28 protein-coding genes are annotated in these 23,682 nt (G+C 68.5%); 17 read left to right on the top strand and 11 right to left on the bottom strand.

Annotation, left to right across the window (positions count from 1 at the left end):
* Nucleotides 1-14 precede the first annotated feature (14 nt).
* Together ACNJ7E_RS20525 and ACNJ7E_RS20520 are read right to left on the bottom strand one after the other, a co-directional pair.
* A complete protein-coding gene (locus ACNJ7E_RS20525; protein WP_418340848.1) occupies nt 15-470 on the bottom strand; it encodes an SRPBCC family protein in 456 nt (151 codons plus the stop codon).
* Complete coding sequence (locus ACNJ7E_RS20520; protein WP_418340847.1) at nt 467-2,014, bottom strand: flavin-containing monooxygenase; 1,548 nt, start codon at nt 2,012-2,014, stop codon at nt 467-469. Before ACNJ7E_RS20520 ends, ACNJ7E_RS20525 begins: the two co-directional genes overlap by 4 nt.
* Nucleotides 2,015-2,145: 131 nt before the next feature.
* On the opposite strand from ACNJ7E_RS20520, the gene ACNJ7E_RS20515 reads away from it, so the two are divergent.
* A complete protein-coding gene (locus ACNJ7E_RS20515) occupies nt 2,146-2,643 on the top strand; it encodes a DnaJ family domain-containing protein (protein ID WP_280784158.1) in 498 nt (165 codons plus the stop codon).
* A gap of 4 nt (nt 2,644-2,647) precedes the next feature.
* On the opposite strand, the gene ACNJ7E_RS20510 is transcribed toward ACNJ7E_RS20515, so the two are convergent.
* Entirely contained in the window at nt 2,648-3,916 is a 1,269-nt protein-coding gene (locus tag ACNJ7E_RS20510; RefSeq protein WP_280784157.1) for a benzoate/H(+) symporter BenE family transporter, read from the bottom strand.
* A 245-nt stretch (nt 3,917-4,161) separates the two neighbouring features.
* Between ACNJ7E_RS20510 and ACNJ7E_RS20505 the strand changes: the two genes are divergently transcribed.
* On the top strand, nt 4,162-4,455 hold the full coding sequence (locus ACNJ7E_RS20505; RefSeq protein WP_280784156.1) for a hypothetical protein: 294 nt from the start codon (nt 4,162-4,164) through the stop codon (nt 4,453-4,455).
* Nucleotides 4,456-4,459: 4 nt separating this feature from the next.
* On the opposite strand, the gene ACNJ7E_RS20500 is transcribed toward ACNJ7E_RS20505, so the two are convergent.
* Nucleotides 4,460-5,101, bottom strand: a complete 642-nt coding sequence (locus ACNJ7E_RS20500; RefSeq protein WP_280784155.1) for a ScbR family autoregulator-binding transcription factor — start codon at nt 5,099-5,101, stop codon at nt 4,460-4,462.
* A gap of 102 nt (nt 5,102-5,203) precedes the next feature.
* On the opposite strand from ACNJ7E_RS20500, the gene ACNJ7E_RS20495 reads away from it, so the two are divergent.
* Entirely contained in the window at nt 5,204-5,932 is a 729-nt protein-coding gene (locus tag ACNJ7E_RS20495; protein ID WP_418340846.1) for a lysoplasmalogenase family protein, read from the top strand.
* Here ACNJ7E_RS20495 and ACNJ7E_RS20490 read toward each other — a convergent pair.
* Nucleotides 5,916-6,362, bottom strand: coding sequence for a hypothetical protein (locus ACNJ7E_RS20490; RefSeq protein ID WP_280784153.1), 447 nt, complete (start codon nt 6,360-6,362; stop codon nt 5,916-5,918). The genes ACNJ7E_RS20495 and ACNJ7E_RS20490 overlap by 17 nt on opposite strands.
* A gap of 114 nt (nt 6,363-6,476) precedes the next feature.
* Between ACNJ7E_RS20490 and ACNJ7E_RS20485 the strand changes: the two genes are divergently transcribed.
* The 6 genes from ACNJ7E_RS20485 to ACNJ7E_RS44005 all read left to right on the top strand — a co-directional run bounded on the left by ACNJ7E_RS20485 (nt 6,477) and on the right by ACNJ7E_RS44005 (nt 11,085).
* Nucleotides 6,477-7,076 carry a hypothetical protein gene (locus ACNJ7E_RS20485; protein WP_280784152.1) on the top strand — a complete coding sequence of 200 codons (600 nt, stop codon included), beginning with the start codon at nt 6,477-6,479 and terminating at the stop codon, nt 7,074-7,076.
* Between the two features lie 4 nt (nt 7,077-7,080).
* Nucleotides 7,081-7,767: a TrmH family RNA methyltransferase gene (locus ACNJ7E_RS20480; protein WP_280784151.1), complete on the top strand. Its 687-nt coding sequence runs from the start codon at nt 7,081-7,083 to the stop codon at nt 7,765-7,767.
* Between the two features lie 34 nt (nt 7,768-7,801).
* A complete protein-coding gene (locus ACNJ7E_RS20475; protein WP_280784150.1) occupies nt 7,802-8,920 on the top strand; it encodes a glycoside hydrolase family 76 protein in 1,119 nt (372 codons plus the stop codon).
* A gap of 68 nt (nt 8,921-8,988) precedes the next feature.
* Nucleotides 8,989-10,344, top strand: a complete 1,356-nt coding sequence (locus tag ACNJ7E_RS20470) for an LLM class flavin-dependent oxidoreductase (RefSeq protein WP_280784149.1) — start codon at nt 8,989-8,991, stop codon at nt 10,342-10,344.
* An 87-nt stretch (nt 10,345-10,431) separates the two neighbouring features.
* Nucleotides 10,432-10,770, top strand: a complete 339-nt coding sequence (locus tag ACNJ7E_RS44010; RefSeq protein WP_489686843.1) for a GTP-binding protein — start codon at nt 10,432-10,434, stop codon at nt 10,768-10,770.
* A gap of 129 nt (nt 10,771-10,899) precedes the next feature.
* Nucleotides 10,900-11,085: a hypothetical protein gene (locus ACNJ7E_RS44005; protein WP_489686842.1), complete on the top strand. Its 186-nt coding sequence runs from the start codon at nt 10,900-10,902 to the stop codon at nt 11,083-11,085.
* On the opposite strand, the gene ACNJ7E_RS20460 is transcribed toward ACNJ7E_RS44005, so the two are convergent.
* Nucleotides 11,082-11,747 carry a DedA family protein gene (locus ACNJ7E_RS20460; protein ID WP_005260048.1) on the bottom strand — a complete coding sequence of 222 codons (666 nt, stop codon included), beginning with the start codon at nt 11,745-11,747 and terminating at the stop codon, nt 11,082-11,084. The two genes, ACNJ7E_RS44005 and ACNJ7E_RS20460, sit on opposite strands and share 4 nt — an antisense overlap.
* A gap of 24 nt (nt 11,748-11,771) precedes the next feature.
* A complete protein-coding gene (locus ACNJ7E_RS20455; protein WP_280784148.1) occupies nt 11,772-12,503 on the bottom strand; it encodes a VTT domain-containing protein in 732 nt (243 codons plus the stop codon).
* Nucleotides 12,504-12,707: 204 nt separating this feature from the next.
* Between ACNJ7E_RS20455 and fbaA the strand changes: the two genes are divergently transcribed.
* Nucleotides 12,708-13,742 carry a class II fructose-bisphosphate aldolase gene (gene fbaA / locus ACNJ7E_RS20450; RefSeq protein ID WP_280784147.1) on the top strand — a complete coding sequence of 345 codons (1,035 nt, stop codon included), beginning with the start codon at nt 12,708-12,710 and terminating at the stop codon, nt 13,740-13,742.
* 59 nt (nt 13,743-13,801) lie between these two features.
* On the opposite strand, the gene ACNJ7E_RS20445 is transcribed toward fbaA, so the two are convergent.
* Nucleotides 13,802-14,935, bottom strand: coding sequence for an Rv0361 family membrane protein (locus ACNJ7E_RS20445; RefSeq protein ID WP_280784146.1), 1,134 nt, complete (start codon nt 14,933-14,935; stop codon nt 13,802-13,804).
* Nucleotides 14,936-15,073: 138 nt separating this feature from the next.
* On the opposite strand from ACNJ7E_RS20445, the gene ACNJ7E_RS20440 reads away from it, so the two are divergent.
* The 4 genes from ACNJ7E_RS20440 (at nt 15,074) to ACNJ7E_RS20425 (ending at nt 18,098) form a co-directional block, all read left to right on the top strand.
* A complete protein-coding gene (locus tag ACNJ7E_RS20440; protein WP_005260038.1) occupies nt 15,074-15,490 on the top strand; it encodes a DUF3151 domain-containing protein in 417 nt (138 codons plus the stop codon).
* A 64-nt stretch (nt 15,491-15,554) separates the two neighbouring features.
* Nucleotides 15,555-16,622: an FUSC family protein gene (locus ACNJ7E_RS20435; RefSeq protein ID WP_005260036.1), complete on the top strand. Its 1,068-nt coding sequence runs from the start codon at nt 15,555-15,557 to the stop codon at nt 16,620-16,622.
* A gap of 72 nt (nt 16,623-16,694) precedes the next feature.
* Entirely contained in the window at nt 16,695-17,621 is a 927-nt protein-coding gene (locus ACNJ7E_RS20430) for a cation diffusion facilitator family transporter (RefSeq protein WP_280784145.1), read from the top strand.
* Nucleotides 17,622-17,690: 69 nt separating this feature from the next.
* Complete coding sequence (locus tag ACNJ7E_RS20425) at nt 17,691-18,098, top strand: hypothetical protein (RefSeq protein ID WP_418340845.1); 408 nt, start codon at nt 17,691-17,693, stop codon at nt 18,096-18,098.
* Between the two features lie 3 nt (nt 18,099-18,101).
* On the opposite strand, the gene ACNJ7E_RS20420 is transcribed toward ACNJ7E_RS20425, so the two are convergent.
* Nucleotides 18,102-18,563 (bottom strand): pyridoxamine 5'-phosphate oxidase family protein, encoded by a 462-nt coding sequence (locus ACNJ7E_RS20420; protein ID WP_280784143.1) that lies wholly within the window; start codon nt 18,561-18,563, stop codon nt 18,102-18,104.
* 63 nt (nt 18,564-18,626) lie between these two features.
* On the opposite strand from ACNJ7E_RS20420, the gene ACNJ7E_RS20415 reads away from it, so the two are divergent.
* Nucleotides 18,627-19,583, top strand: a complete 957-nt coding sequence (locus ACNJ7E_RS20415) for a helix-turn-helix transcriptional regulator (RefSeq protein ID WP_280784142.1) — start codon at nt 18,627-18,629, stop codon at nt 19,581-19,583.
* Between the two features lie 17 nt (nt 19,584-19,600).
* Here ACNJ7E_RS20415 and ACNJ7E_RS20410 read toward each other — a convergent pair whose 3' ends face one another.
* Both ACNJ7E_RS20410 and ACNJ7E_RS20405 read right to left on the bottom strand, forming a co-directional pair.
* Entirely contained in the window at nt 19,601-20,770 is a 1,170-nt protein-coding gene (locus ACNJ7E_RS20410) for a thiolase family protein (RefSeq protein ID WP_418340844.1), read from the bottom strand.
* A gap of 31 nt (nt 20,771-20,801) precedes the next feature.
* Nucleotides 20,802-22,208, bottom strand: coding sequence for an MFS transporter (locus tag ACNJ7E_RS20405; protein WP_418340843.1), 1,407 nt, complete (start codon nt 22,206-22,208; stop codon nt 20,802-20,804).
* A gap of 106 nt (nt 22,209-22,314) precedes the next feature.
* On the opposite strand from ACNJ7E_RS20405, the gene ACNJ7E_RS20400 reads away from it, so the two are divergent.
* Together ACNJ7E_RS20400 and ACNJ7E_RS20395 are read left to right on the top strand one after the other, a co-directional pair.
* On the top strand, nt 22,315-22,914 hold the full coding sequence (locus ACNJ7E_RS20400) for a sulfite oxidase-like oxidoreductase (RefSeq protein WP_418340842.1): 600 nt from the start codon (nt 22,315-22,317) through the stop codon (nt 22,912-22,914).
* Complete coding sequence (locus ACNJ7E_RS20395; RefSeq protein WP_418340841.1) at nt 22,904-23,671, top strand: ferredoxin reductase; 768 nt, start codon at nt 22,904-22,906, stop codon at nt 23,669-23,671. Before ACNJ7E_RS20400 ends, ACNJ7E_RS20395 begins: the two co-directional genes overlap by 11 nt.
* The last annotated feature ends 11 nt before the right edge of the window (nt 23,672-23,682 follow it).

The raw sequence follows: 23,682 nt of genomic DNA, 5'->3' as shown, positions 1-23,682 counted from the left end.
GCGGGCCGCGACGCTCAGGACGAGTGCTTCGCGCCCTGCTCGACCTGACGCCGCAGGGTGGCGTCGGTGTGGCGGATCGCCTGTGCGACGAACGGCTCGATGATCTTGCCGAGCGCCTTACCCGCGAGTCCACCGGGCAGGTCGTAGCGGAAGTCGACCGTCAGGCGGGTCTCGGTCTCGCCGACCGCCTCGAACTGCCACCGCGACTGGGTGTACAGGCCGTCGATCGATTCGAGCTCGATCACCGAATTGCGTTCCCACCCGGTGACCTTCACCACGGAGCCGAGAGTCTTGGGGCCGACCTTCATCGCGGCGTCGTAGACCGCGCCGAGGCCCCGGTCCTGGTCGCCGATCGGATCGAACTTCGTGATTCCGAACATCCAGGACGGGACGTGGCGGTAGTCGTCCACGTAGTCGAACGTGGCCGCGACCGGTGCGACGGCGACGGCAGTGTGATGGATCTCGATCATCGTGACTTTCCTGACGGGTGGAGGGCGGGGGGCTGCTCTGTCCGGTACGGCCGGATGGCGTAGTTCTCGAGGTCGAACCGGGCGAGGCGACGGCGCAGGGACCCGGTGGACCAGGGCCATGCGGCGAAGTTCCTGCCGTCGGCGTCGAGGTAGTAGCTACTGCAACCGCCGTTGTTGAAGACGGTGGGCTCCAGACCCTTCTGCACGGCGTCGTTGAACCGGCGGAACGGCTGATCGCGCACCTCGAGCACTTCGATGCCCTGCCGCTCCGCCTTGGTGAGTCCGTCGATCACGTAGTCGAGCTGGGTCTCGGCCAGTCCGAGAAACGAGTTGTACACCAAGATGTTCGGGCCCAGCATGATGTACGCGTTCGGTGCGCCGGGCGTCGTGGTGGCCAGGTAGGCCTCGGGGCTCGTCGACCACTTCTCCGACAGCAGCGTTCCGTCCCGGCCGCGGATCCGGCTCGCGATCGGTGGATGGCTCACGTCGAAGCCGGTGCCGAAAATGATGACGTCGACCTCGCGGCGGGTGCCGTCGGCTCCGACGACCACGCGTCCGTCGACCTGGGCGAGGGCGTGCGGAATCAGCTCGACGTTGCTTTTCGTCAGCGCCGGAAGATACGTGTTGGACAGCAGGAGGCGTTTGCACCCGAGCGTGAAGTTCGGTGTCAGGGCCGCGCGAAGTGCCGGGTCCGGTACCTGTCTGGCCAGCCAGCGGGTACCGATGGGGTTGAGGAGCCGGGCGGTACGTTCGCGGCGCATCACCGAAGTAAGCGTCCGCAGGATGACGTCGAGGAGCCGCCGGAACGCGCGCTGCACCGCGGGCACCCGCGCGAACACCCGCTGGGCGATGCGGGGGAACGGAAAGTCCAGGCGCGGCACCACCCAGGCCGGGGTGCGCTGGAAGACGTACAACTCCTCGACATCCGGCTGGATCTCCGGGATGAACTGCACCGCGGACGCGCCGGTGCCCACGACGGCGACCCTCTTCCCGGTGAGGTCGACGTCGTGGTTCCAGCGGGCGGAGTGGAAGATGTCGCCGTCGAAGGCGTCGATTCCAGGTACGGCGGGAGTGCTCGGTTCGGTGATGGGGCCCGCCGCGAAGATCACGTGCTGGGCGACGATCGTGCCGCGGCTGGTGTCGAGGATCCAGCGTCGGCGCTCGTCGGACCATGCGGCTTCGCGAACTTCGGTCTGCATCGAGATCCTGGACTGCAGACCGAACGTGTCGACGGTGTCCTCGATGTAGGCCAGCAGTTCCGGTTGCAGGGCGAAGTTGCTGCGCCACCGCGGATTGGGGTGGAAGGAGAACGAGTACACGGGGGCGGGGATGTCGACACCGCACCCGGGGTACGTGTTCTCGCGCCACACGCCCCCGACGCGATCGGACTTCTCCAGGACGACGAAGTCCGTGATGCCGGCGCGTTCGAGCTTGACCGCGGCGGCGATCCCGGACAGTCCGGCGCCGACCACGACGACGCGCAGGTGCCGCTCGTCTCCGCTGCCGTCGGGTGCGGCGGCGTGCTGAGTGGTTGTCGCTGTCATGGCTTCTTCCCTGGGGTGGATGCGGAACCGCCAACGCCGGTCCAGTTAACTGAGACGCCGTGTCACAGTAAAAGGAAGTATGTGCCTTGGCAAGTGCCATCGGCAACCGCGGGTGGGCGGGTCCTGGAAGAATGTCCTCCGTGACCGAGCGCAAACCTCCCGGGGTGAGCTTCGAGAGCTGGATCGACAAACAGATCCGGCTGGCTCAGGAGCGCGGCGACTTCGACGATCTCCCCGGCTCGGGTAAACCGATTCCGGCGGGCGATGTCGACGACGAACTGTGGTGGGTGAAGAACTACCTCCGGCGCGAGAATCTGCCCGCCGATTCGCTGCTTCCCACACCGCTGCAGCTGCGGAAGGAGATCGAGCGGTTGCCCGACACGATCCGCGGTCTGCCGTCCGAGCGGGCGGTGCGGGACGTGGTGGCCCAGCTCAACCTGCAGATCGTCGCCTGGTTACGGGCCCCCTCCGGCCCACGGATCCCGGTCGGTCCGGTCGACGCGGACGAGGTCGTCGCGACCTGGCGCCAGCAGAACCGGCCGGCGCGGAAGCCGAAGGTGACGGCGTCGCCGGAACCCGAGCCGGATCCGCCCCGAACGGGCACGCGGTGGTGGCGGCGGAGACGGTGACGGATCACTCCTTCCGGAAATCACCCGATTCCATCACCCGGGACACGAGCAGTCCGGCGATCAGCCCCCAGAACGCGGCCCCGATGTTGAGGAACTGCATGTTCGACACGGTCACGAGGAAGGTCACGAGCGCGCCGAGCGTGTGCCGGGAGCTGAACGCGGCGACGAACGAACCCTGCAGCGCCCGGAGCATCGCGAGCCCGCCGAGCGTCGCGACGAACGCGACCGGGGTGGCCAGCATCAGCTGCACGAACAGCGGCGCGAACAGGCCGACGACCATGGCGAGCAGCCCGCATGCGACGGCCGCCGTGTACTGCCTGGTGCGCTGCCCGGACGCCACCAGCAGGGCGTTGGTCGGACCCGTCAGGCATGTCGAGACGGCTCCGACGGCGGAGGTGGCGAGGGACCAGACCCCGCACAGGACGGTGCCGACGTTCATCGGCGGCTTGTGGCCGGCGGACGTCAACACGGCCGCGCCCTGACCGTTCTGCACGACGATGACCGTGATCGCCAGCGGCACGACCAGTTCGGTGATCGCCTGCCAGGTGAACTGCGGAGCCTGGAACATCGGCGCCGCGATCCACGGTGTACCCGAGCCGGTCGGGTGGAAGCGGCCCGTGACCGCCACCGCGGCTGCCCCGACGAGCAGTGCGCCGAGGATCGGTGGCATCCACCGGCCGAGCGCGGCGCGCGATGCCAGGGCGACGAAGGCGACGACCATCGGAACGGCCACGGCCGCATCGGTTCCCACGGCACGGACCAGGTCGGTGCCGAACTTCAGGAAGACGCCGGCCACCATGGCCATGACGATCGGCATGGGGAGCATCGCCATGACCTGACGCACCCGCCCGGTCAGTCCGAGGGCGAGGATCAGGAGCCCGGTCACCAGAAACGCGCCGAGCACTTCCGGCCACGACAGGTGGGTGAGCGAGCCGCCGACGATGATCGTGCCGGGAATCGTCCAGAAGAACGCGAGCGGCTGACGGTACAGCCAGCTGGCGAGGGCGGTCAGGATGCCGTTGAGGAAGAAGACGCCGGAGATCCACGACGCCATCTGCTGGGGCGACAGTCCGCCCGCGGAGCCGGCGGCCAGGATCACGGCCACGGGACCCGTCGCGGAGAAGATCAGCCCGATCAGCCCGTTGGCGGCGTAGGTGGCACCGAGGTCGCCGAGCAGGCGGCGCGGGCCCGCGGGCGGCCACGGCGGTCGCTCGAAGCGAGGGGGACGGGTCTGCACGTCGTCGCTGCGAGTCGGTTCCTCGGTGGTCGTCATGAGGCCTTCCTGCTCGGGCGAAACTCGCAATGTACGCAGAGCGGTCATGTCATCCGCAGTGCGTACATGCTGAGTGTGGTCTGGATCATAACCACCCGCGTCCCGGGGCCCCACGCCGGGCCGCCGAACCCTGGGTGGGGCGCTTTCCATCCCTGGGGTGAACGACACCCGGGCGGCATCACGACAGACTCGAAAGCGTCGACCCGACACCACCCGCACCGACGAACCATGCGAAGAAGGGCCACATGGCTGAACTCACCCGAATTCCCCGAGAGCGACGTGCCGTGTACGTGCGGCGCACCACGGTGACAGCGGAACGCGAACCGCGTTCCGCCGTCGAACGGACGTCGACGTTCCTGGCCTACGGACTGTTGGCGTTGTTCGGCGGGCTCGGCATCTTCGGAACGATCTGCTCGGTCGACGCCATCCCGGACGGCGCCCGGATCGCCGTCGTCCAGACGGTGCCGACGCAGACGCAACCGCTCGATCTGCCGCATCCGGCGCCGGACACTCCCGCGCCCACACCCGGCGGGGTCTGAGCCCTCAGGACGCGACGTCGTCGCGCAGTGCCGCGAGTTCGAGCAGGCGGGGCAACATGTCCGGCGACGCGATCGAGGGCAGGAGCAGCGCCCACATGTCGGCCAACCGCTCGTACAGGTCGGAACGTCCGGTCAGTGCCTCGGACACCAACTGCATACCCGTGAACGAACTGACCAGGAACCGGGCCAGTGCGGCAGGGTCGACGGTCCCGCGCAGTTCTCCCGCCTCCCGCGCCTTGCCCGCGAGCGCGACGAGGGTGTCGGTCCAGTCGATGTAGGGATCGGTGGCCGGGCCGCGGGACGTACCGAGTTCCAGGGTGAGTCGCACCCCCGCGCGCACGATGGGCTCGGTCAGCAGCTGGCGCGCCATCTCCTTGGCGCACAACAGGATCGCCTCCATCGGTGACTGCGCCGTCGCGAGCACTCGCTGCGCCGCCAGCATCGCCATGGCGTGCTGTTCCTTGATCACGGCCCAGGCGAGTGCTTCCTTGGACTCGAAATGAAAGTACAAGGCGCCCTTCGTCACGTCGGCGTAGGAGAGGATCCCGCTCAGGCTCGCGCCGCCGTACCCGAGCTTCTCGAAGCTCAGTGCCGCGCCCTCGAGTACCTGATGGCGGGTGGCTGCCGCGCGCGCCTGTTTTGCCATCACCTGTGCCTCACAATCGCGGATTGTCCGTCGCGTCCACTCTCAAGTCAACCACTCTTCGGGCCGGTAACCTCGGCACGTCCGCGAGTGTGGGAGGAAGACGTGAAGTCGAAGAACAACTGGGGTGTCGAGCACGCGGTGTTCGCCGGTGCGACACTGGCCACCGTCGTCGGGGCCGTCACCGGACGTGAACGGTGGCAGCAGGTCGCGAAACCACTGATCGCGCCCGCGCTCGCCGCCCGCGTGCTGCGGCGGCGCGCCGACACGGACCCCGCCGACGTCGTGCTCCTCCTCGCCGGTCTCACGGCCGCGACCGTGGGCGACGTCTTCATGATCGATCCCGACGACGACGCCCGCCTGGTGCGTGGCGCGTCCTCGTTCGCCGCCATGCAGGTCGGCTATTCCGCGTTGTTGCTGCGCCGAGGCGCCCGGCCCACCGCGCCCGCACTGCTTCCCCGGTTCGCCGGCTGGGCAGGCGCGGTGGCGCTGCTCCGCGGGCGGGCGAAGGAGGTCGCCGTGCCGCTGACCGCGTACGGGTCGCTGCTCGGTACCACGTCGACCCTGTCGGCCGATCCGTCCCTCGCGCCCGGCGCGGACGTCGTCGCGAATGTAGCCGTGCCGGGAACCGACCGTCGTAGCTGGCTCGGCGCGGGCGGGATGCTGTTCACCGCCTCCGACGGTCTGATCGTGGTGCGGCGCTTGTTCATCCGGGGTGAGCGGGGGAGGGCTGTGGCGGAAGGTGTGATCCTCGCCAGCTACGCTGCGGCCCAATTGCTGCTCGTCGAGGGGATGCTCGTGCTCGGGCGTCGCCGGGTCACGGGCAGAGCATGATGTGGTCCCGGTCCTTCGGGTCCACGAGAATGGTGATCGTCTCGCCGGGCACGAAGCGTGTCGCGTTCTCCCGCCGCACCTCGTAGACGACGCGTCCGACGTAACTCTCGGAACCGGGCACGGTCAGCCGCAGATCCAATTCGGTGAGTTCGCCGTTGTCGGGGGTGCGGCGAAGCGGAGTGACGTGCTCGATCCGGGCCCAGCCTTCGAGCCCGTGTCGTTCGAGTAGGCGGTCGGCGCGGCTGGGCCGTTCGGCCGCCATCATCCCGAATCCCAGCGCCGAACCGAAGGCGGCGACCAATCCCATGATCTGGTACGGGATGGTGGCGGGAGGGGTGTGTTCGATCAACCATCCCAGCCAGACGGCGAGGACGATGACGTAGCCGACCGTGACGAAGCAGACCGTCCGCACGATGCGCTGATGATTCATCGATTGCCTCCACCTCCAGGTTAGCCCGTCCCGGCGTCGCCGAGGCGGCCCCACCGCCGCACTGCCGTTAGAGTGCAGTGTCGGCAGCAGGTAAGCGTGTGTGGAGGTGGCCGTATGGCGTGGCGTCGGGTGTCGTTGGTGTGTCTGAGCATTGGCTCGGCCATGATGCTCGCAGGGTGTGGTGGGTCCTCGGACGCGGTGGCACCGCCGCCGTCCACGACGACTGTCGCGGCTCCTGTGACCACCACCACGACCACGGTTCCGCCGACGACCACCACCACGACCGTTGCGCCGCCGCCCACGACGACGGAGGCGCCGACCACGACGCTCGTCGACGTCCCCTACGAGCACAACGAGTCGTACTTCTTCACGTCCCCGGACGGCGGGTTCCAGTGCGGCATCATCAAGCTGCCGAACCGCACCGAGGCCGGATGTCAGGGGTCGACGAGCCCGGTGCCGCCGCGCCCGGCCGACTGCATGGTCGACTGGGGTCACGGGATCCGCGTCGAGAACGACGGCGAGGCGTCGTTCATGTGCGCGGGTGGCCTCGTCTACACGTCGGGCGGCGACGAACCGGACGCGGCCCTGCCCGCCGGGGCGAAACTGACCAAGCTCGGCTACACGTGCAGCACCACTGCCACGGCCGTCACGTGCACCAACGACGAGACGTCGCACGGGTTCACCGTCGCCCCCGATTCGAACGAGACGTTCTGACATCGTGAGCGGAGTCGAGACCGGCCAGGTCGAAGTCGGCGAGGCGGGGCCCACCGAATGGGGGGACAACCCGAACGGTGTGGGCCCGTGGACCGAGGAGCACGACACCCCGGTCCCTGCCGACCCGCGCTACGACCCCGAACTGCTGGCCGGCGGCGATCGCCGCAACGTGGTCGACGCCTACCGGTACTGGACGCGGGAAGCGATCGTCGCGGACATCGACAGCCGCCGCCACCCGCTGCACGTGGCCATCGAGAATTTCGGCCACGACGCGAACATCGGGACGGTGGTGCGCACCGCCAACGCGTTCGCCGCCGCCGCGGTCCACATCGTGGGACGTCGACGCTGGAACCGGCGCGGGGCCATGGTCACCGATCGGTACCAGCACGTCCTCCACCACTCGGACGTCGACGGCCTCGTCGAGTTCGCACGTGAGCGCGGTCTCACCATCGTGGCCGTCGACAACACGCCCGGGTCCGTCCCGATCGAGACGGCGAGTCTGCCCCGCGACTGCGTGCTCCTGTTCGGCCAGGAGGGGCCGGGAGTCACGGACCAGGCGAAAGAGGTTGCGGCGATGACGGTGTCGATCGCCCAGTTCGGTTCCACCCGCAGCATCAACGCGGGCGTCGCCGCAGGAATCGCCATGCATGCGTGGGTGCGTCAGCACGCCGACCTCGACCGTGCCTGGTAGCGGAACCCCCGGCGAATAGGCAAGATCAACTCTCATGCAGGACTCGTGGTCGGCGCGCGCGGACGCCGCTGAAGAAGCGGTGGTGAGCAGGCACCTTCGCCGGCTGTGGGCGCTTCCGGGCACCACGCTGGGCGTCGTCGCCTGGCCGGCGGTGCGGCGCGAGCGGCTGTTCCTCAGCTGGCACTACTGGTGGCAGGCCCACCTGCTCGACTGCGCCGTGGACGCGCTCGAACGGGACCCCACGCCGCGCCGTCGTCGGCGCATCGTGAAATTGGCGCGTAGCCATCGTTTGCGGAACCTGTCGGGCTGGACCAACAACTATTACGACGACATGGCCTGGCTGGGTATCGCCCTCGAGCGTGCCCAGCGAATGCACTTCATAGACAACAGAAGTGCGGTGCAGGCGCTCGAATCCCAGTTGTTCGACGCCTGGGCGCCCGAGGCCGGGGGCGGCATCCCGTGGCGGAAGGGCTCTGACTTCTACAACGCACCGGCCAACGGGCCCGCCGGGATCATGCTGGCCCGCACCGGAAAGCTGTGGCGCGCCCAGGCCACGGCCGACTGGATCGACGACACGCTGCGGGACGTGCACACCAACCTGATCGTCGACGGCATCCACCCGGGTGGTGAAATCGAAAGGAACGTCTACTCGTATTGTCAGGGCGTCGTTCTCGGCCTCGAAACCGAACTCGCCGTGCGCCTCGGTTCGCCGCGGCACCGCAACAGGACTCACCGGCTGGTCGACGCCATCGACGAGCACCTCGCACCCCGCGGCGTCATAAACGGCGGCGGTGGGGGAGACGGTGGCCTGTTCAACGGGATCCTCGCGCGGTATCTGGCGCTGACCGCGGTGATGCTGCCGTGGGAGTCGCCCGCCGACATCAGGGCACGGGAGATCGCCGCCCAGCTCGTGCTGAGCTCCGCGGAATCGGCCTGGGAGAACCGGCTGCAGATCGAGGGGCAGCCGCTGTTCGGCCACGATTGGACCAAGCAGGCGCAGCTGCCGGGGCTGGGCGGGGGAATCGCCACGTTCACCGGGGGCACCGTGCGGTCGTCCGGGGTCCCGGAACGCGACATGTCCGTCCAGCTCGGCGGCTGGATGCTGATGGAGGCCGCGCACATGGTTTCCGCGGCAGGGTATCCACGCCGCTAGAGCGACGGTTCGAATCACGCGAAAATTAACCGTGTCGCCCCCGATTCGGCGCTGCTAAACAGTTCGTTATGTCAGATCAACAGCGGCAGCTGAGTCTCAACGCGTTCATCTACCCGGCCGGGCACCACGAGTCGGCGTGGCGCCACCCGCTCACGACGCCCGAGCGGCTGTACGACGTCTCCTACTTCCAGGACATCGCGCGGACCGCGGAGGCGGCGAAGCTGGACGCGATCTTCTTCGCCGACGGCCCGGCCCTGCGCAGCGACGTCGAGCACGGCGCCGCCGGAGCGCTCGAACCCATCACGCTGCTGACCGCCATCGCGACCGCCACCGAACGGATCGGCCTGATCGCGACCGCGTCCACGACGTACTTCGAGCCCTACAATCTGGCGCGACTGTTCGCGTCCCTCGACCACATCTCCCGCGGCCGGGCCGGCTGGAACATCGTGACCACCGGAACCGACCTGGCGGCCGCCAACTTCGGGCTCGCCGGCCACCCCGATCACGCCGACCGCTATGCGCGGGCGCGGGAGTTCGTCGACGCGACCGTCAAGCTGTGGGACAGCTGGGAAGACGACGCCATCCTGATCGACAAGGCCGCAGGCATCTACGCGGACCCGGCGAAGATCCACGAGATCAACTACGTGGGGCGCCACCTGCGGGTGCGGGGACCGTTCAACGCGCCACGCTCCCCGCAGGGGCACCCGGTGCTGGTGCAGGCGGGTGCGTCCAACGAGGGCCGCGCATTCGCGGGCCAGTACGCCGAGGCCATCTTCACCGCGCACCAGCGGCTGTCCGACGGGCAGGCGTTCTACGCGGACGTCAAGCAGCGCGCGACGCAGTACGGTCGCAACCCCGATCACGTGAAGATCCTGCCCGGCATCAGCCCGTTCCTCGGCGACACCGAGGCCGAGGCCCGCGACCTGGAGCGGGAGTTCAACGAACTCACGTCGCCCGAGTACGGGCTCGCCCAGCTCGAGAGCCTCACGGGTTCGAGCGTGCGCCACCTCGAACTCGACGCCCCCGTGCCTGCCGGACTGTTCGGGGACGCCGGCGACGTCACGGACAACCAGCAGAGTCGCCTGCAGGTGATCGCCGGGATCGTCGAGCGGGAGAGTCCGACCCTGCGCGGATTGCTGCACCGTCTCGCCGGTGCGCGCGGGCACCGGGTGGTCGTCGGGACGCCGGTGCAGGTGGCCGACACCATCGAGGAATGGTTCACGCAGGGCGCGGCGGACGGTTTCAACGTCATGCCGCCGTACTACCCGGGCGGTCTCGAGGTGTTCGCGGAGAAGGTGGTTCCGATCCTGCAGGAGCGCGGGCTCTTCCGCACCGAGTACTCGGGCGCCACACTGCGCGACCACTTCGGTCTGCCCCGCCCCGTGAGCCAGTACGCGGACGCGTCCGGCGCCGTCGCGCTGTAGGCGCAGCCGCCGGCGTCCGCTCGCGCCCGGTGTCGCATCCGTTCCGTTCGAGTGGACGGGTGTGACATCGGGAGCCCGCGGCTGCGGATGGACCGGACGCAGGAGAAACTCGTCGAGCTCACCAACGGCTGCATCTGCTGCACCCTGCGGGAAGACCTCGTCGAGGCCGTCGCGCGGCTGGCGAAGGAGGGCCGGTTCGACCATCTCGTCATCGAATCGACCGGCATCTCCGAACCGATGCCCGTCGCCGCCACGTTCGACTGGGAGTTCGAAGACGGGTTCAGTCTCGGTTCGGTGGCCGCCCTCGACACGATGGTGACGGTGGTGGATGCGTCGACGTTCCTCGGTGAGCGAGGCCACCGTGCGCAGGCTCAACCCCACCGCGACACTGCTGCGCACCACGCGCGGCGTCGTGGATCCCGGTGAGGTTCTCGGGACCGGCCTGTACAACTCGGAGGTCGCGGCCGAGCTGCCCGGCTGGGCCGCGAGCCGCCCGGACCTCGCCGCCGTCTGGTCGCGGGCTGGTCCGAACCTCGTGATCGAGACGGCCCAGCTGTGGGCGTCCGCGACGAGACACCGGGGCAGGAGATCGTGTTCATCGGGATCCGCCTCGACCCCGGCGGTCCGCGGCGGATCCTGGAGCCGGCGCTGCTCACCGACGACGAGCTGGCGTCAGGGCCGACGGCCTGGGTTCGGTTCGACGACCCGCTGCCCGCGTGGGACGCGGTGCATCGGCACTAGTCCAGAACTTCTTCGACGGCCACTTCTTCGGGCGGCCGCGCCATCTCCTGCCGGTAGTGCCACACCCCGAGCACGGTGCCGATCACCAGCAGCGCGACCATCCCGGCGAGCACGGCCGGCATCAGCCACGACACCCGGTCCAGGAAAGAGCCGAAGTAGAAGCCGATGAGCAGCAGGACGGGTGCCCAGAAGATGGCGCCGATGGTGCTGGCGATCGTGTACTTGGTGTGGTTCATCTTGGCCGCACCGGCGACCAGCGGGCACAGGGTGCGGACCCACGGAATCCAGCGGGCGATGAGGACCGCCCAGAAGCCGTGCTTCTCCAGCAGGACGTTGACCTTGTGCAGGTTGGTGTAGTTGAGATACTTCCCGCCCTTGCGGGCGAGGATGCGGTTGCCGGTGCGGTGACCGATGACGTACCCCACCTGGTTTCCGCAGATGGCGGCGATCATCGCGCCGACCGACAACGCCCACACGTGGCCGGCGCCCGACGCATGGTTGGCCAGCACGATTCCGGCGGTGATCAGCATCGAGTCGCCGGGCAGGAACAGGCCCAGGATCACCGCGCACTCGATGAACACGAACGCGAGGACGACGATCCAGACCAGAGCCGGGCCCGCCGAGACGAGAGGCCCGAAGGTGCCTGCTGCCGTGGTGACCATCGTCAGTGCGCTACTCGATCGGTTTCAGGAGGTCGGATCGGTGGGTGTGGTGACCGGCTGCGCGTCCTCGGTCGTGGCGCCCGCGCTCTGCCGCGACTTCACGACGCGCTTGCCCACCTCGAGAACGATCGGCAGGACGGACACGAAGACGATCAGCAGGAAGATGATGTCGACGTTGTCGCGGATGAACTCGATCTGACCGAGCAGGTACCCGAGCAGCGTGACGCCGGCACCCCACAGGATGCCGCCCACGATGTTGTACGTCAGGAACAGCGAGTACTTCATCCGTGACGCACCCGCGACGACCGGCGCGAACGTGCGCACGATCGGAACGAAGCGGGCCAGGATGATGGTGATCGGGCCGTGCTTCTCGAAGAAGGCGTGCGACTCGTCGATGTACTTCTTCTTGAAGAACCGCGCGTCGTCATGCTTGAACAGGGCGGTACCGCCCTTGCTGCCGATGAAGAAGCCCACCTGGTCGCCGAGGATCGCGGCGATGGGGATCAGAACCAGTAGCGCCCAGATGGGGGCGAACGGTTCGATCTCCGTCGACTTCGACGCCGCGATGAGTCCCGCGGTGAAGAGAAGCGAGTCGCCGGGGAGCAGGGGGAACAGCAATCCCGACTCGATGAAGACGACCAGGAGAAGTCCGACGAGCACCCACGTGCCGAAGGAGTTGAGGAGGTTCACCGGGTCGAGGAATCCCGGCAACAACGCGAGGTTGGTCACGGAATCCGATGCTGCCTGCACAATCACGGCCCTCAGCGTACCGGCGTATTCCCCGACTGACGGAATACTGCAGGTCATGGAGTTTCGGCCGGGTCGTGGACCTGTCGAAACGGGGTGCCGCGACAGCCACCGGGAGACGTACGCTACCGGTATTGCCATACTGCTAGGACCACATCGCGCGCTGCGCTGATCGCGCGCGCCGAAATCGACTCTTAATGGAGGACTGCCGCCGTGCCAATCGCGACTCCCGAGGTCTACGCCGAGATGCTTGGTCGGGCCAAGGAGCACTCCTTTGCCTTCCCCGCCATCAACTGCACTTCTTCCGAAACCATCAACGCCGCCATCAAGGGCTTCGCGGACGCCGGCAGTGACGGCATCATCCAGTTCTCGACCGGTGGCGCCGAGTTCGGTTCGGGCCTGGGCGTCAAGGACATGGTGACCGGCGCGGTCGCACTCGCCGAGTTCGCGCACGTGATCGCTGCCAAGTACGACGTCACGATCGCCCTGCACACCGACCACTGCCCCAAGGACAAGCTCGACACGTTCGTCCGCCCGCTGCTGGAGATCTCGCGGCAGCGCGTCGAGGCCGGCCGCAACCCGCTGTTCCAGTCCCACATGTGGGACGGTTCGGCTGTCCCGATCGACGAGAACCTGGAGATCGCCAAGGAACTCCTCGCGAAGGCGAAGGCCGCCAACATCATCCTCGAGGTCGAGATCGGCGTCGTCGGTGGCGAAGAGGACGGTGTGGAAGCCGAGATCAACGACAAGCTGTACACCTCGCCCGAGGACTTCGAGAAGACCGTCGACGCCCTCGGCACCGGCGAGAACGGCAAGTACCTGCTGGCCGCGACGTTCGGCAACGTGCACGGCGTCTACAAGCCGGGCAACGTCAAGCTGCGTCCCGAGGTGCTCGAGACCGGCCAGAAGGTTGCCGCCGCCAAGCTGGGGCTGTCCGAGAGCTCGCAGCCGTTCGACTTCGTCTTCCACGGTGGATCGGGCTCGCTGAAGTCGGAGATCGAGGCCGCGCTGAACTACGGCGTCGTCAAGATGAACGTCGACACCGACACCCAGTACGCGTTCACCCGTCCGATCGTGGGTCACATGTTCACCAACTACGATGGCGTGCTGAAGGTCGACGGCGAGGTCGGCAACAAGAAGGTCTACGACCCGCGCAGCTACCTGAAGAAGGCCGAGGCCGGCATGACTGCCCGTGTCGTCGAGGCCTGCAACGACCTCAAGTCCGCGGGACGTTCCGTCTCCGGATAGGCGCTTCGCGCCCGTGCGCCTTTCCGGTAGCCACCGCTACCGGAAAGGCGCACAGTCGTTCATCGGGGGTCGCAGATCTTCCAGGTGCCGTCGACCTTCTCGAGGTTGAACGTGCGCCACGACTGCTCGCCGGGGTTGGCGGCCGTGTGGGCCTTCACCTGGGCGATGGCGCTGTCGCCGGTGATCTGCACGGCGTCGACGCCGCCGACCACCGGAATGTTCTGCTGGTTCACGGCGACCTGGTGGACCTCGGCGAAATCCTGATCCGAGATGCCCTGGTAGTACTCGGCGAGGCTGCCGCAGGTGCTGGTGCGCAGCGTCGCCAGATCGCCCTGGGTGAGGGCCGCGACGAACGTGTCGATCGTTCCCTGCACCTGGGCCTCGGGGGAGTTCTCGGCCTGGTTGTTGTTGTAGACGATCACGCCGGCGACCGCGATGGCGGCGACGACGATGACGCCGGCGGCGATCGCGGCGAACAGCCACGCCTTGCCGTGCTTCTTCGCAGGCTGCTGCGCCGCGGCGACGCGCTGCGGCGCGCTCTGCTGGGGCGGCAGCACCCGCTGCGGTGCGGCCTTCGGCGGGGCGGACGCCGGCCGAGGGGGAGCGGGCGGCGGGGGCACGGGCCGCGCGTTCTGAGGCTGGTTCGGCTGGGCGGCGGCAGGTCGGGGCGGCGGCGGCGTCGCCGGGACGGCGGGTTTCGTCACGCGGATCGCGACCGTCTCGTCGTCCGACGGGGGTGTCGCCTGCCCCTGCCCCTGCGGGGTCTGTGTGGTCGCTGCGCGGTGCATCTTCACGGTCGCGGCGTCGCCCGATGCCGGCACGCTCTTCTGCGTCGGGATCGCGGTGGTGGCCGCCTCGGATGCCTTGTCCACGGGTTTCGCGGCAGAGTCCGGGCCGGCCTGAGGTGTCTCGGCTCGTGGGCGCGGGGCGGGAGGCTTGGGTAGTTCGGGCTGCGGTTCGTCGGCCTTCTTCTCTGCTACCTTCTCGGGCGCCTTCTTCTGCGGGGGCTTCGGCGCGGGCGACTTCGGTGCGGCGGGCTCTGCGTCCGCCGCGGGCTGCGCGGTCTTCGCAGGCTTCGCGGTCGCGTCGGCGCCGTCGGCACCCTTGCCGGCGGTGGTGCCGGCCGCGGACGGGCCGGACGGTGTGTCCGCGGCCGGCTTCTGAGTCGATTCGTCTTTCTTCGGGTCCTGCACTCGCTGCCCCTCGGTCTGCAGAGAAATGAACGTTGGGGGCAGCCTAACGACATCCTGCGTCATCGGAGACCGCGACAGGGCGCGTCGCGGACGCGGGCCGACGCAGTGACGGCGCCGCGGCGGGGGCACAATAGGCGCATGACGTCTTTCGGTGACCTTCTCGGACCACAGCCCACGCTGCTCCCCGGGGACGACGAGGCCGAGTCGGCCCTGTTGAACCACGAGGATCCGGCTTCCGTCGCAGCCGCCCATCCCACCGCATCCATCGCATGGGCCTACCTGGCCGAGGCGGCCCTCCAGGCCGACGAGACCATCGCGGCGTACGCCTACGCGCGCACCGGGTACCACCGTGGACTGGACCAGTTGCGTCGAAACGGGTGGAAGGGTTTCGGCCCGGTTCCGTACAGCCACGAACCCAACCGTGGTTTCCTCCGGTGCGTCGCCGTGCTGGCGAAGGCGGCGAAGGCGATCGGCGAAACGGACGAGTACGCGCGGTGCCTCGATCTGCTCGAGGACTGCGATCCCCGAGCCGCCGAAGCGCTTGGCGTCGGTTAGCGCCCTCAGCTCGGCGAAAGTCCGTGGCCGGGACGGGCTGAGGACTTCGGCCCAGCGACTGCGGGTGTCGGCACTGCCGATCCTGCAGTGCGCGATCGCTGCCGGCGCCGCCTGGTGGGTGGCGACGGTGGTGATCGGTCACCCGACGCCGTTCTTCGCGCCGATCGCGGCGGTGGTGTCGCTGGGGCTGTCTCTCGGCGCCCGCCTGCGCCGTTCCGTCGAGTTGGTGGCCGGTGTCACGATCGGGATCGGGGTCGGCGACCTCATCGTCTCCGTCATCGGGAGCGGTACCTGGCAGATCACTCTCGTCGTGATCCTGGCGATGTCCGCGGCCGTATTGCTGAACAGCGGACCGATCTTCTCGATGCAGGCGGGTAACTCCGCGGTGCTTGTGGCGACGTTGCTGCCACCCGGCGGCACCGCCGGTATCGACCGCATGGTGGACGCCTTGACCGGTGGTCTGGTGGGGATCGCCGTCGTCGCGCTGATCCCCACGCATCCCGTGGGGCGGGCGCGGAAGTACGCCGCGAACGTTCTCGGGACGGCGTCCGAGGTGATGCAGCTGGTGGCAGACGGTCTGGTGGCCAACGACGACAAGCCCATCGAGAAGGCCCTCCAAAAGGCGAGGGCAACGCAGGCGTCCATCGACACGCTGCGGACCCACCTCGCCGGCGGCCGTGAGATCAGCCGAATCTCGCCGCTGTACTGGAACACCCGCGGCCGGCTCGAACGACTCACCGCGGCCGCGGACCCACTCGACAATGCGTTGCGCAACATCCGGGTTCTCGCGCGGCGTTCGCTCACGCTGGTGCGTGACGACGAGATTCTCAACCCACGGCTCGTCGACCAGGTGGAGAAACTCGCCCACGCCTTGGAAACCCTCCGGCAGATGGCGCTCGCCGACCCCGGTCAGCAACCCGATCAGGCAGAGGCGGCGCGGGTGCTGCGTTCGGTGGCGTCTGGACTGAAACCGGAACTGGTGGAGAACGCGGGCTTGTCGGCCACGGTCGTCTTCGCGCAGATCCGGTCGCTGACCGTCGACCTTCTGCAGGTTGCAGGGCTGAAACGCATCTCGGCCATCGCCACCCTGCCGCCCACCGTGGAGAAGCCGGCCTATCGTCCCGAGCTCTGACCGCCCGAGCACGCTGTTGAACATATGCGCATGTACGCATATGATCGGCACAACTCGGGAGGAGGCTCACCCATGGGAGTCGGTCACGGCCATTCGCACGGCCATACGCAAGGCAGCGGTGAGGTAGGCCCGTCGCGGGGTCGGATCCGCCGCATGGTGATCGCTCTTGTCATCCTCCTCGCGTTCCTGGTTCTCGAGGTCGTCGTCGGTCTCACCGTCAACTCGCTGTCGCTGCTCGCCGACGCCGGGCACATGCTGACCGACGTCATCGGAATGTCGATGGGTCTCGTCGCACTTCTCCTGGCACGCAAGGGCAGTGCCACCGCGGCCCGGACCTTCGGCTGGCATCGCGCCGAAGTGCTCACGGCCATGGCCAACGCCGCGATGCTGCTCGCCGTCGCGGTCTGGGTGTTCTACGAGGCGATCTCCCGCATCGGCGACGCCCCCGACCTTCCCGGCATGGCGCTGATCCTCACCGCATCCGTCGGACTCGCCGCGAACCTCGTGGTGATGCTGATGCTGCGCGCCGATTCGAAGGACAGCCTGGCCGTCCGCGGCGCCTACCTCGAAGTGCTCGCGGACGCCGTCGGCAGCGTCGGCGTGCTCATCGCCGGCGGCGTCGTGCTGGCGTTCGACTGGACCTACGCCGACATCATCGTCGGTGTCCTCATCTCGCTGTGGGTGGTGCCGCGGGCGATGAAACTCGCCGCCGCGTCGCTGCGCATCCTCACGCAGGCGTCCCCCGAGGACGTCGATGTCGAATCGGTCCAGGCCGACCTCGAAGCGCTACCCGGGGTCACCGGCGTGCACGACCTCCACATATGGACGCTCACGACGGGAATGGACGTGGCCACCGTCCACCTCACCACGGACGCCGACTCGTCCGTCGTCCTCGAATCGGCGCGGACCGTCCTCGAGAGCCACCTGCTCTCGCACGCGACAGTGCAGGTGGAATCCACCGCCAACGGACGCCACTGCGCCGAGAACGTCACCTGGTAGGCGCCCTGTCTGTTTCGTCCGGTATCGCGGCGGGAAATCGTTGCGGGACGACTCACGAAAGGGAACACCATGTCCACTCTCGCAGCGTTCGCACGACCCGTCGCCGTTGCCGCACTCGGTGCGGCCGCCCTCTTCACAGCACCGGCCACCGCCTCCGCCGCGCCGTTCATGCCCGACCCGCTGGCGAACTGTAAACCCGCCGCGACGCTCGATGTCGAAAAGGAAGGCAACCAGGTCGAGTGGGAGTTCGAGGGGCCGGAAAAGGCCACGACCGACGCTCAGGTGACCTACCTGAACATCGGCGGCCAGGCGCCGACGATCGGCTCGTCCGGGCCGTTGACGAACGGTGAGGGTGTCGAACGCGAACTGCCCGGCTTCACCGGACACCTGATTCCCGGCGGAACCTACGACCCCGACGGGCCGAAGGGGCCGCTTGAGGCCTGCACTCTCGGCTTCGGATTCGCGGTCACGCAGTAACCGTCACTTGGTGAACCGGGTGACCTCCGCACCCGGTCGCCACAGATCGACGTACAGGTGGTCGCCGTCGACGGTGGTGAGCACCACCTCGTCGAGGCCGAGTTCGAAGACGTCCGCCTCGGGGATCTCGTCGGGGTAGTGCGCGAGGATCTGCAGTTTGCGTTCCCCGAGGATCTCCTGTGCGCGGCCGCTGATCTTGGCGTCGCCGCCGTCCATCGTGTGGTGACCGGGGTTGCTGTGGAGAGAGAATCGCGGATCGCGTTGCAGGTCCTGTACTTTGCGTGCACCAACCATCGAGCCGAGCAGTAACGCGCCTTCGTAGAACTCGACCTCGGTGCCGCTCACCCTCGGGGAACCGTCCTTGCGGAGCGTCGCCAGTACGTGGTGCTTGTGCGCTTCGAAGCGTGCGGCGACAGCCTTGGCGAGGTCGGGTGCTTCGGTCTCGAACTGCGTCCAGTTGGTCATGCCGACCAGTGTGCTCTGCTATCCCTGACATCTACTGTCAGGGATTTTCACTAGAATCGGAGCATGCGTTCGAGTCGGCTCGTCGAGGTCATGCTCCGTCTGGAGGGCAGTCGCGGGGCCACCGCGCAGCAACTCGCGGACGAACTCGGGGTCTCGGTCCGCACCGTGTATCGCGACGTCACGGCGTTGTCGGCGGCCGGTGTGCCGTTGTGGACGGAGAGCGGGCCCGGCGGCGGAATCCGGTTGCTCGACGGCTGGCAGTCGAAACTCGGCGGCATGACGGGCGAGGAGACGTCCGCGTTGATGTTGCTCGGTGTCCCGTCGATCGCCGACGATCTCGGTCTTCGCGACGTCACCGCTGCGGCGCAGTCGAAGCTGTTGGGGGCGTTGCCGGTCCCGTTGCGCGCCGGGGCTCAGCTGTGGCGAGATCGCCTGTACGTCGACGCCCCCGGCTGGTTCGACGGACCACGCGACAACGGTGAGCTCCCGGTGGTGGCGTCCGCGGTGCTCGAGGGCCGGCGCCTCGGCATCCGCTACCGCAAGGGGAGCCGTTCGGCGGCAAGAACTCTCGACCCCCTGGGGCTGGTGGCGAAGGCCGGTGTCTGGTATCTCGTTGCGCAGCATCGCGGACGGACGCTGTCGTATCGCGTGTCGCGGATTAGTGACGCGACCGTGCTGAAACAAGCGGCGGTGCGGCCCGACAACTTCGATCTGGGTGCGTGGTGGTCGGCGTCGGTGGCCGAATTCGATCGTGCGCTCCTGCGTTTCCGGTGCCGGGTGCGCCTGTCGCCCGCGTCGTGGCGCCGGCTGCCCCGGGTGGTCGGTGTGGAGGCCGCACGGGTCGAAGCCGGAACGCCGGACGACGACGGCTGGGTGACCGTCGACCTGGTGCTCGAGGCCGAGGACGTGGCGCTCGAGCAGTTGACCGTTCTCGGCGGGGGAGTCGAAGTGCTCCAGCCGCACTCGCTGCGAGAGTCGCTGCGTGTGGTGGGGGACGCGATCGCCCGCCGAAACGGCTGAGGTGGACTACTGCCGCGTCACACGAGTCGTTCGAGCACCGTGGCATTGGCGAGTCCGCCGGCCTCGCACATGGTCTGCAGCCCGAACCGGGCCCCGCGCTGCTCCATCGCGTTGACCAGCGTGGTCATGATGCGGGCGCCACTGGCCCCCAGTGGATGTCCGAGCGCGATCGCGCCGCCGTGCACGTTGACGCGGTCCAGGTCGGCTCCGGTGTCTGCCGCCCAGGCCAGGACCACCGACGCGAACGCCTCGTTGACCTCGAACAGGTCGATGTCGGAGATGTCGAGTCCGCTGCGCTGCAGCACCTTGCGTGTCGCGGGAATGACGGCGGTGAGCATCATCAGCGGGTCGTCGCCGACGACGGCGAAACTGTGGAGCCGGGCCAGCGGGCGCAGTCCCAGGCGTCCCGCGATCTCACTCGTGGTGATCATCAGCGCCGCACTTCCGTCGGACAGGGGACTGCTGTTGCCCGCGGTGATCGACCAGTCGATCTGGGGGAACCGCTCCTCGTAGAAGTCGCTGCGGAAGGCCGGTCGCAGGCCGGCGAGTGCGTCGAGCGTCGTGTCCGGCCGGATGGCCTCGTCGACGCTCAGCTCCGGCAGGACGGCGAGTTCCTTCGCGAAGTTCCCGGCACTCGTTGCCGCCGCGGACTTCTGGTGGCTGCGCAGGGCGAACTCGTCGAGCTGGGTGCGGGACAGTCCCCACCGGGCGGCGATGAGTTCGGCGCTGATTCCCTGCGGGACGAGGCCGTCGGGGTAGCGGCGCTCGAAGCCCACGCCCATCGATTCGCGTCCGATGCTGCTGGATCCCATCGGAACTCGGCCCATCGATTCGACACCGGCGGCGACGACGATGTCGTAGGCACCCGACATCACGCCCTGCGCGGCGAAGTGAACGGCCTGTTGGCTGCTGCCGCACTGCCGGTCGACGGTCGTGCCGGGCACGGATTCGGGGAATCCGGCGGCCAGAAGCGCACTGCGGGTGATGTTCTGGCTCTGGTCCCCGACCTGGGTGACGGTGCCGCCGATGACGTCGTCGATCAGTGCGGGATCGATTCCCGTGCGCTCGACGAGGGTCGACAGGCTGTGGGCGAGAAGGTCGACGGGGTGCACTCCGTGCAGGACGCCCGAGGGCTTGCCCTTACCGATCGGCGTGCGGACGGCCTCGACGATGACGGCGTCTCTCATGATGGTTCCCTTTCGGTGCTGTGAGTACTTGTCAACCGCGGGCGGTTGACAAGTGCTCACGGGGTGGATTCATCCGGGTGGCGGTGAGTGCGGCGACGACGGCCACCGCGGCCACCGCCGACCAGGCGAGTTGGAAGGCGGAGTGGGTGTCTGCGTAACCTGTGGTCGTGCCGAGGATTGCGACCAGCATGCTCACGCCCAGCACGGTTCCGACCTGACGGCTCATGGTGACGACGGCGCTACCGGTGGCCGAGCGCGTCTGCGGTAGTCCGGCGGTGGCGGACGACAGGATCGTCGGCAACGCCAGTCCGACCCCGACACCCGCGATCATCCAGCCGGGCAGCAGTTCCGACGCATACTGCGGTTCCCTCCCGACGGACGAGAGGACGAGCACGGCGCCGGCCGCCCACAGGGCGCTACCCGCCGCGGTGAGCGCTGCGGCCGAGAACGTGCGGGACAGGAACTGGCCGACCACGGCGAACACCGGCACCATCAACGGGCCCGGCGCGATCGCGAGACCCGTCAGAAGCGCGGAGTAGCCCCACACCTGCTGCAGCCACAGGATGTTCGCGAGCAGACCGGCCGCGAAGGCGGCACTGAACGCGAGCGCGGTCACGTTCGACCAGGCGAACGTGCGCACCTTCAGCATGGCGGGTTCGATGAGCGGCTCACGCTGTCGGCTGTTGCTCCACCAGAACAGTGCGACGGACACGGCAGCGACGGTGAAGGCGAGCGCGATTCGGGGGTCGCCCCATCCCCAGTCGGGTCCCTGGACCAGTCCGAGTGCGAGGGCGCCGATACCGACGGTCAGTAGTGCAGCTCCGAACAGGTCGAGGTCCGCGTCGCGGGCGGTCGGGCGGAAGTCGGGGACCAACCGGACAGTGGCGATCAGGAACGCGATTCCGATGGGGACGTTGATCAGGAAGGCCCAGCGCCACGACGCCTCGACGAGCAGGCCACCCACCACGGGTCCGAAGGCCGCGGCCGCGGCACCCGACGCGGCCCAGATCCGGACCGCGCCCGCACGTCTGGCTTCGGGGACCGTGCTGATGAGCAGTCCCAGGCTGGCTGGGGTCAGGGCGGCCGCACCGACGGGCTGAAGGAGTCGGAAGGCGACGAGCAGCCACAGCGAGGGGCTCAGCGCGCATGCCGCGCTGGCCGCGGTGAACAGCGCCAGCCCGAGAAGGAATCCGCGCCGGCGGCCGACGCGGTCGGCCCAGCGTCCGAGCGGAACCAGGAGTGCGGCGAACACGATCGCGTAGCCGCCCAGCACCCAGCTGAGGTCGCCGAGGCTGTACCCGGGATAGCTCGCCGCGATGTCGCCGAACGCGACGTTGACGACGAACAGATCGAGGCTGGCGACGAACGGCGCGCCGGAGAGGACGGTGAGGAGCGGGCCGACCCGCACTTCCTCACGCACCTGACTATTGAGGGCCATAGTCAGCAATCTACACCTGACTATGACTAACGCAAGTCAGGTGTGATGGGCGCCTCGGATCGCCGGTTTGCGCTGCGAAGACCCCGCGGCGGTCCTAACGTGAGGCATGGCTGTTCTGACCCCCGGCTTCCACGGCAGACCTCGCAGCGAGCACTCTCTTCCGCCCGGGCAGTACGAGGTCGGCGATTTCCCGGTCCTCTCGGCAGGACCGACGCCCCGCGTCCCGACCGAGACGTGGACGCTGACCGTGACGGACGAGACCGGCCGGCGCCACGAGTGGTCGTGGGCCGAATTCATGAAGCTCCCGCAGGAGCGGCCGACGGTCGACCTCCACTGCGTCACGCGATGGTCGAAGTTCGGAACCTCGTGGAAGGGCGTCTCCCTCGACACCCTGTTCGCGGACGTCGAGACGTCCGCGGGATTCGTCCTCGTCGGATGCGACGGCGGCTACACCACCAACCTTCCCGTCTCCGACATCCTCGGCGGCAAGGCGTGGATCGTGCACACCTACGAGGGCGCGCCACTCGCGCCGGTGCACGGGGGTCCGGCCCGTCTGCTCGTGCCTCATCTCTACCTGTGGAAGTCCGCGAAGTGGGTTCGGTCGATCCAGCTCGTCACCCAGGACGTCCCGGGTTTCTGGGAACAACTCGGGTACCACGATCGCGGCGACCCGTGGCGGGAGCAGAGGTACCAGGGTGACCAGTGAACTTCTGGGCCGCACGGTGCTCAGCTGGCGAGTGGCGGAACTCGTCGAGTCGTGGCCCGAGACGGCGAGTGCGCGGGCCCTGGTCCTCGAGGTCCCGGAGTGGCCTGGGCATCGCGCCGGGCAGCACGTCGATCTCCGCCTGACCGGTCCCGACGGATACACCACCGAACGGAGTTACTCGCTGGCGTCGCCGGCCGAGCGTTCACCGGACGGGTGGCGACTGCAGTTGGTCGTCCAGCGGGTGGCGGACGGCGAGGTGTCTCCGTATCTGACCGACGTGTTCGCCGCGAGCAATCTGATCGAGGTGCGCGGACCGATCGGTGGCTGGTTCGTGTGGTCGCCGCGCGAGGGTGGCGGCGCGCCGGTGCTTCTCGTCGCGGGTGGGTCGGGGATCGTGCCGCTGATGTCGATGGTTCGCGAGCGCCGGTTCCGCCACGACCGCACGCCGTTCCGGCTCGTGTACTCCCTCCGGACGCGGGCCGACCAGTTGTTCGCGGACGAGCTGAACAGGCCCGGGAGCGGCGACGGGGGAGTCGAGACGTTCGTTCTCCACACTCGCGAGGACTCGCCGCGGCGCCCGGCGGGTCGGATCACTGCCGCCGATCTCGCGGAGTGGGGATGGCCGGCGGACTTCGCGCCGCGCTGCTTCGTGTGCGGGCCCACCGGATTCGTCGAGGAGGCGGCTCGCCTGCTGCTCTCGCTCGGGCACTCGCCGGACGACATCAAGACGGAGCGGTTCGGTCCCTCGGGGCCGTGACCGGAGGAAGG

The sequence above is a fragment of the Rhodococcus mengyinensis genome (assembly GCF_048381435.1).
In the GTDB taxonomy this organism is placed as follows: Bacteria; Actinomycetota; Actinomycetes; order Mycobacteriales; family Mycobacteriaceae; genus Rhodococcus_F; species Rhodococcus_F opacus_D.
Note: the sequence above shows the minus strand (reverse complement) of the source record. Positions and strands in the feature narration are given on the sequence as shown.